Here is a 6,847-nt window from a genome sequence, read left to right on the forward strand (position 1 = left end):
TAAGGCTAATTGATAGTCAGTGACTAATGGCCTCTTGGCAATATTTTACTCGATTCATGAGGGCTGATTAAATCAGCCCTCTTTTTCTATAAAGTGTAACTAACGAAAAACCTTATTGGTGCTGTTACTCGAAAGTGCTTACTCGCTAGTTTTTTAAGGTATTCTCGAATAACATAATGCAGAATACCTCCGTGCTCAAAGTACGTGAATTCATTTGATGTATCTATTCTAATATCCATAAGGAACGACTTTGAGACACCATCATCAGATGTTACATGTACTTCCACTTCTTTTTGCCCACGCTCGACTAAGTCAATGGAGTATGATTCACTGCCACTAAGTTCATGTGAAGTAGCGCTTTCGCCCTCTTTGAATTGCAAAGGCAATATTCCCATGCCGATTAAGTTAGAACGATGTATTCGCTCGTAACTTTCAGCCAGAACGGCTTTAACTCCCATCAGTGAAGGCCCCTTTGCTGCCCAATCGCGGCTTGATCCAGTACCATACTCTTTACCACCAATTACAATAGCGGATGTACCTTCTTCTTTGTAACGCATTGCTGCATGGAATATAGACATGCTATCACCACTTGGAAAATGAGTGGTCGCACTGCCCTTAGTACCAGGTGCTAATTGATTTTGAAGACGCACATTAGCAAATGTTCCTCGCATCATGACTTCGTGATTTCCGCGTCGCGACCCGTAAGAGTTAAAGTCACTTGGCGACACACCTTGCTCTTGCAGGTACTCGCCGGCAGGACTGTCTTTTGCGATAGCCCCCGCAGGTGAAATGTGATCAGTGGTGATAGAATCCCCCACCTTAACTAAACAACGGGCATTTTCTATTGGCTGTAGGGGAGAAGGTGCTTTCTCCATCACGTCAAAAAATGGAGGGTGTTTAATATAAGTAGATACTGGCCAATCATATACTGAGGCATCACTCACTTCTAAGCCATTCCACTGTGCGTTTCCTTTAAATACGTCAGCATACTTTTCTTTGAATAAATCGTCCGTAACATTGTCAGTAATATACTGCTGAATTTCCTCTTCAGACGGCCAAATGTCTTTCAAATACACCGGCGCGCCGTCACTACCTTTCCCCAAAGGCTCTTTTGTAATATCAACATTCATGTTGCCCGCCAACGCATATGCCACGACAAGCGGAGGAGAAGCTAGATAGTTTGCCGCCACGTCTGGGTGTATACGCCCTTCAAAATTTCGATTACCAGATAGTACCGATGTAACTGTCAACTTCGCTTTTCTTATAGCATCAGTAATAGCATCCGGTAGAGGACCAGAGTTTCCTATACACGTTGTACATCCATAGCCAACCAAATTGAATCCTAACGCCTCTAACGGCTCCATCAAATTAGCGTCTTCTAGGTACTGGGTTACAACTTGAGAACCTGGTGCCAATGAGGTCTTAACCCATGGCTTGCGTGTAAGACCTTTTTCAGCCGCCTTCTTCGCCAATAGCCCTGCACCTACAAGTACTGACGGGTTAGAGGTATTGGTACAACTGGTAATAGCGGCTATAACAATAGCACCATCCTCTAAATTAAATTTACTACCTCTAAACTCTACAAACGAATCATGCTCTTCATCTACTTCAGCCTCGGCACCAATACCACCTTCGGCTACTAAATCCGTCGCTTCATCAAATACCTTCACATCAATTTGAGCGCGGTACCAATCTTTAAACGCTTGAGCAGCCTTGTCTAATGCAATCTTATCTTGCGGACGCTTTGGCCCCGCTATTGAAGGAACCACATCACCAAGATTGAGTTCTAGGGATTCATGATACTCGGCTTCCTCTGAATATTCGTCATGCCATAAACCACTGAATTTGGCATAGGATTCAACAAGCTTAATCTGATCAGCATCACGACCAGTTAACTTCAAGTAATCAAGTGCCACTTCATCGATAGGGAAAATACCGCAGGTAGCACCGTATTCAGGTGCCATGTTTGCGATTGTAGCTCTGTCAGCCGTGGTTAAATACTTAAGTCCCGGGCCGTAAAATTCAACGAACTTCCCGACTACACCATGAGCACGTAGTTGCTGCGTAATAGTTAGCACCATATCAGTGGCGGTTACACCTGCAGGTAATTTGCCTTCTAATTTAAAGCCAACAACTTTTGGCAGTAACATTGTCACAGGTTGACCGAGCATAGCAGCCTCTGCTTCAATACCGCCAACGCCCCATCCGAGCACCCCAAGCCCATTAATCATTGTGGTGTGTGAGTCAGTGCCAACCAATGTGTCTGGATAAACTAAAGTGTCATTACCTTGCTCTTTAGTAAATGCGCAACGGGCGAGGTACTCAAGGTTGACTTGGTGGACAATGCCTCGACCAGGCGGTACCACTTTGAAGTTGTCGAAACTCGATTGGCCCCATTTTAAAAACTGATATCGTTCTTTATTGCGCTGAATTTCAATGTCTGTATTTTTTTGAAATGCGTTGTCTTCAGCAAAATGGTCCACCATAACCGAGTGGTCGATAACGAGTTCAACAGGATTGAGTGGATTGATAGCTTGTGCATCCCCGCCAAGACGGTCTACTGCATCACGCATTGCCGCTAAATCTACTATTGCAGGGACACCAGTAAAATCTTGTAAAATCACACGAGCGGGAACAAACGATACTTCATGCTCGACTTCATTATTAGTATCCCATTTTGCTACATGTTCAATATCTTTGCTGTCTACGAATTCCTCGTCTTCATGGCGAATGAGGTTTTCCAGTAGCACCTTAATACAGAAAGGTAATCGATCGAGCGAATATTTACTGCTTATACCATCAAAGTTTATTGCCTGAAAGGTTTTACCGTTTACTTCGAGAGGTGAAAAACATTTGTAAGTCATACGCGCTCCATTCTACGTTTCGAGCTCTTACCTGCGGTGTTTACTGAACTATTTATACCGTAAACAACACAGTTGAACTGCTACTAAAGTTGTAAGTATTCATTGTTACGAGATGAACATGAAAAAAAGTTCACTATTCACGTTAGTACTCAGGAAAAGCGTTCGACGATTTACAAAAATGCAACATCTCTATTTTCATATACGATGAGTAACGGTATGCTTACTACAACATTGCCTACAAATGATGCACAGTATGCCCTCTTCACATTGCGAGCCTCAGTGACGAAGCGTTGTGCGACAAAAATAAAAAGACGCATAAATGAACCACCCTATTATAAGAAAATACAATTTAGTTGCTCACCCTGAAGGCGGATATTATCGACAGGTTTTTCGCTCTGAAAATGAGTCCAAATCCTTTGTTCATGGTAAAACTAGACCTGCTTTAACACACATTTACTTTCTATTATTGAAAGGGCAAGTAAGTCGTTTTCATCGGGTACTTCATGACGAGGTGTGGAATCATTATGAAGGTGCCCCACTTCAACTTTATCAACTGAACAAACAACAACTGTGGGAAAGCAGAATAGGCGGTGATAATCACGACTATGCTGAAGTAGTGCAAGCAGGTTACTTCCAAGCTGCCCAAAGTATGGGGGATTATTCATTCGTTGGTTGCACGGTAGCACCAGGGTTCGATTTTGAAGACTTCAGTTTCATTGAAGAGCCCGCGATGAAACAGTGGTTAGATATTGCACATCCTGATCTTAGCCGTTTCATTTAATTAGCGAATATAGTTTCAGTGGTATTTGCTTTCACGACTGCTCATACCTGAGGTTTTCTCTTCAGTGGAACTGGATTTTTTAGCGCTGATCTAGGATGATAACGGCAGTTTTTAAATATACGTCTGAACGTCTAATCATTAGATTAGTAAAGGCTATTTCACTTAAACGCCGCAGGTAACCCAACTATGTATAAATTGGTACTCATTCGTCACGGAGAAAGTCAGTGGAACTTAGAAAATCGTTTCACGGGCTGGCACGACGTCGACTTGACCGACACTGGCGTAGCGCAAGCGAAAACCGCTGGTCAGCTACTTAAAGATGCTGGATTTTCATTTGATAAGGCTTATACGTCTGTTTTACTACGTGCTATTAAAACACTTAACATTGCTTTAGAAGAAATGGGACAGCACTATTTATCTGTTGAACGTCATTGGCGTTTGAATGAACGCCATTACGGTGGTCTTACTGGCTTAGATAAAGCAGAAACCGCAGCAAAGCACGGTGAGGAACAGGTCAAAATCTGGCGTCGTAGTTTCGACATTCCGCCTCCGGCAGTAGAAACAGATAGTGAACATTTTCCTGGTCACGATCCTCGCTATAGCCATGTTGATGCAGATATTCTTCCTCGCGGTGAAAGTCTTAAGTTGACTATAGAACGCGTTCTTCCATATTGGCATGACGTTATTCGCCCAGACATCCAAAACGGTAAGCGTATTATTATTGCTGCTCATGGTAACAGCTTACGTGCTCTAGTTAAGTACTTAGACGGCATGTCAGATGAAGAGGTGTTAGGTTTAAATATTCCTACAGGTGTGCCACTAGTATACGAACTTGATGAAAATTTGAAGCCAATTTCAAAAGAGTATCTTGGCGATCCTGAAGCGATAAAAGCAATGATGGATGCCGTTGCTAAACAAGGTAAAGCCAAATAGTAACAGTACTTTCACCTTACACTGAATAACAAAGCCAGCTATAGCTGGCTTTGTTGTCCTAGTGACAAAAAACAATGATGTCCTAATTTATTTTTTACTAATTAACGTTTCTAGCAAAATTTCTATTCGCTTGACACTTTCTATTAGTAAAGCAATTTCACTACTACCTTCTGTATTACATTCATTCATTGGCTTTTTATGCGACTGCGCCCCCATAAGAACAGTGTCTTTTTGGGCAAGAATGACTTCTCTGAAGTTCGCCGCATCATCAATACCAACAAGTGATACCAAGGCCCCAGGAGCCGATTGACCAGCAGTTTCAAAAGATAATCGATACAAGTTAAACATCCTCATAAGCGGCCCCTGATGCATTGCAACATCAGTGATCTTCTCAAGGGGTATCGACTTTTCCTCTTTATTGAATATGCCTCGCTTTACTACTAATTTTCGTTCTGTCACCGAAGCTGACATAGCCGCCAGAGATCTACCACTGATAAAGTAAAAAACTGGTATGGAAATAAGCAATAATGGTATGCCAATAACTGTAATAGTAGAAAATAATAACAAGCTTATAAGCCAATAAGTTTTAACGGCTGGGTTAAAGGTTGCTTCTTTCACTATTTTTTCTGGCATAATCATTCTCATTAAAACTAGTTAGAGTATGTAAGATACCCCACTAAAAATGATATACAACCTGCACGTTACCATCAAATCGCTTAGAGTTACTTTTAGATTCTTTACCATATCCGGCTTCTAACCTTAAAGCCCATCCCTCTCTTGATGTATTAAATCTATATTCGTATGACATTCCCACACCTTGAGTCGTTTTTCCTTCATAGAGGACTATTCTAAAAGTAGGGCATGAAAGTTCGTCATCACATTTATAGTCAGCATCTCGTGCACCAACTGCACCTACGAATACTCCTAACGCATGGTTGCCATATTGTTTTTCTACACCAAGAGCAAAGCCATCATCTGCACCAATTTTGTAGTTCGCGTAAAACTCCATGTCATTATATGTAGTTGAAACTGTTGGAGTTAGAATGAAGGGCCATCCCCCACTAACTGAAAAGTTAATCTCTTCTGCCATAGTTACTTGAGGTAGGCAACTTAAAGCAACTAGTCCTAATACAAACTTTTTCATGAAATCCGTCTTCCCTTTCTGTTTAATTGTGTTCATTAAGGAAAGAAAGAGTAAATCAGCAAAGGTGAATCAAAAGTGAATCTTGCAAGGAAGGTTACAAATTTTGATTGCTACGTTGTTAAACTATTGCTGCCACTTGAATTAGTAAATGAATCAAAAGTGATATACAATTTGGACATTGCCATCGAAACGCTTTTCATTGTGTCTCGATTCCTCACCATAGCCACCCTCTAATCTGAATGCCCATCCATCTCGTGTTGAATTGAACCTATACTCGTATGACAGACCAATACCTTGGGTGGTTTTCTCTTCGAATTCAAAAAGAATAAAGTCACATTCATCGTTATCAAAACAGCTAAATTCTGTCTTGCGAGCGCCTACCGCACCAATAAAAACTCCATAGACATGGTTACCGTATTGCTTTTCAGCACCTAAAGAGAGTCCACCATCTAACCCGATTTTTAAATTTGCATAATACTCTATGCCATCGTGTGTGGTTGAAACTGTCGGAGTTATAAGAAATGGAAACCCTCCACTAAGTGAGAAATCAAATCCATCAGCCGTTGCTATGCATGGTATGCAAATAAGCGCGCTTAATCCTAACGTTAGTTTTTTCATCATATTCGTTATCTTTTTCCGATCAACTGTAGCCTTAAAGGGAAAACAAATTATATCGATAAAGTTAGATTGAAAGAGTACTTGATAAGTAACGTTATAAATTTGTGAAATTTGGCATTTATACCAGTCCGCATAGATAATTGCCCACTCAGAAGGCACTATGCGGATTGATATTAGTTGAAAAGAACCAATTTGGAGGTTGTTATTAAAACCTACATTAAAACTGGTTCATAATAACTTTGAGATTTTTTGCTTGAAGTAAAAAAGCCCCTGTCGTCAGACAGGGGCTTTCTCGAATGGGGACCTGGCAGTGTCCTACTCTCACATGGGGAGACCCCACACTACCATCGGCGCTAATACGTTTCACTTCTGAGTTCGGAATGGAGTCAGGTGGTACCGTATCGCTATGGCTGCCAGGATAAAATTGTTAACAATCTGGGAAATCTGATATTAATTCAATCGTGAGTAACTTACTTTTCACTCTACTTACTGCTCATCTTTCAGAGC

Annotated in this window: 6 protein-coding genes and 1 rRNA gene; 2 read left to right on the plus strand and 5 right to left on the minus strand. The window is 41.3% G+C overall.

What is annotated here, in order from left to right; all coding sequences use genetic code 11:
• Positions 1-86 precede the first annotated feature (86 nt).
• Positions 87-2,864 (minus strand): aconitate hydratase AcnA, encoded by a 2,778-nt coding sequence (gene acnA, locus EYR97_RS10125; protein WP_131093695.1) that lies wholly within the window; start codon positions 2,862-2,864, stop codon positions 87-89.
• Positions 2,865-3,183: 319 nt separating this feature from the next.
• On the opposite strand from acnA, the gene EYR97_RS10130 reads away from it, so the two are divergent.
• Both EYR97_RS10130 and gpmA read left to right on the plus strand, forming a co-directional pair.
• Positions 3,184-3,645: a cupin domain-containing protein gene (locus EYR97_RS10130; RefSeq protein WP_131093696.1), complete on the plus strand. Its 462-nt coding sequence runs from the start codon at positions 3,184-3,186 to the stop codon at positions 3,643-3,645.
• A 186-nt stretch (positions 3,646-3,831) separates the two neighbouring features.
• Positions 3,832-4,578, plus strand: a complete 747-nt coding sequence (gene gpmA, locus EYR97_RS10135; RefSeq protein WP_131093697.1) for a 2,3-diphosphoglycerate-dependent phosphoglycerate mutase — start codon at positions 3,832-3,834, stop codon at positions 4,576-4,578.
• 87 nt (positions 4,579-4,665) lie between these two features.
• Here the strand turns inward: gpmA and EYR97_RS10140 are convergent, their stop codons facing one another.
• From EYR97_RS10140 to rrf, 4 genes are all read right to left on the minus strand, one after another.
• The gene (locus tag EYR97_RS10140; protein WP_131093698.1) at positions 4,666-5,211 is read right to left on the minus strand and encodes a PH domain-containing protein; all 546 of its coding nucleotides are present in this window, start codon (positions 5,209-5,211) and stop codon (positions 4,666-4,668) included.
• A 43-nt stretch (positions 5,212-5,254) separates the two neighbouring features.
• Positions 5,255-5,722 carry a hypothetical protein gene (locus EYR97_RS10145; protein WP_131093699.1) on the minus strand — a complete coding sequence of 156 codons (468 nt, stop codon included), beginning with the start codon at positions 5,720-5,722 and terminating at the stop codon, positions 5,255-5,257.
• A 153-nt stretch (positions 5,723-5,875) separates the two neighbouring features.
• Entirely contained in the window at positions 5,876-6,343 is a 468-nt protein-coding gene (locus EYR97_RS10150; protein ID WP_131093700.1) for a hypothetical protein, read from the minus strand.
• 299 nt (positions 6,344-6,642) lie between these two features.
• Positions 6,643-6,758: ribosomal RNA gene (gene rrf / locus EYR97_RS10155) — 5S ribosomal RNA — on the minus strand.
• Positions 6,759-6,847 lie beyond the last annotated feature (89 nt).

This window comes from Alteromonas sp. KUL42 (assembly GCF_006538325.1).
Taxonomy (GTDB): domain Bacteria; phylum Pseudomonadota; class Gammaproteobacteria; order Enterobacterales; family Alteromonadaceae; genus Alteromonas.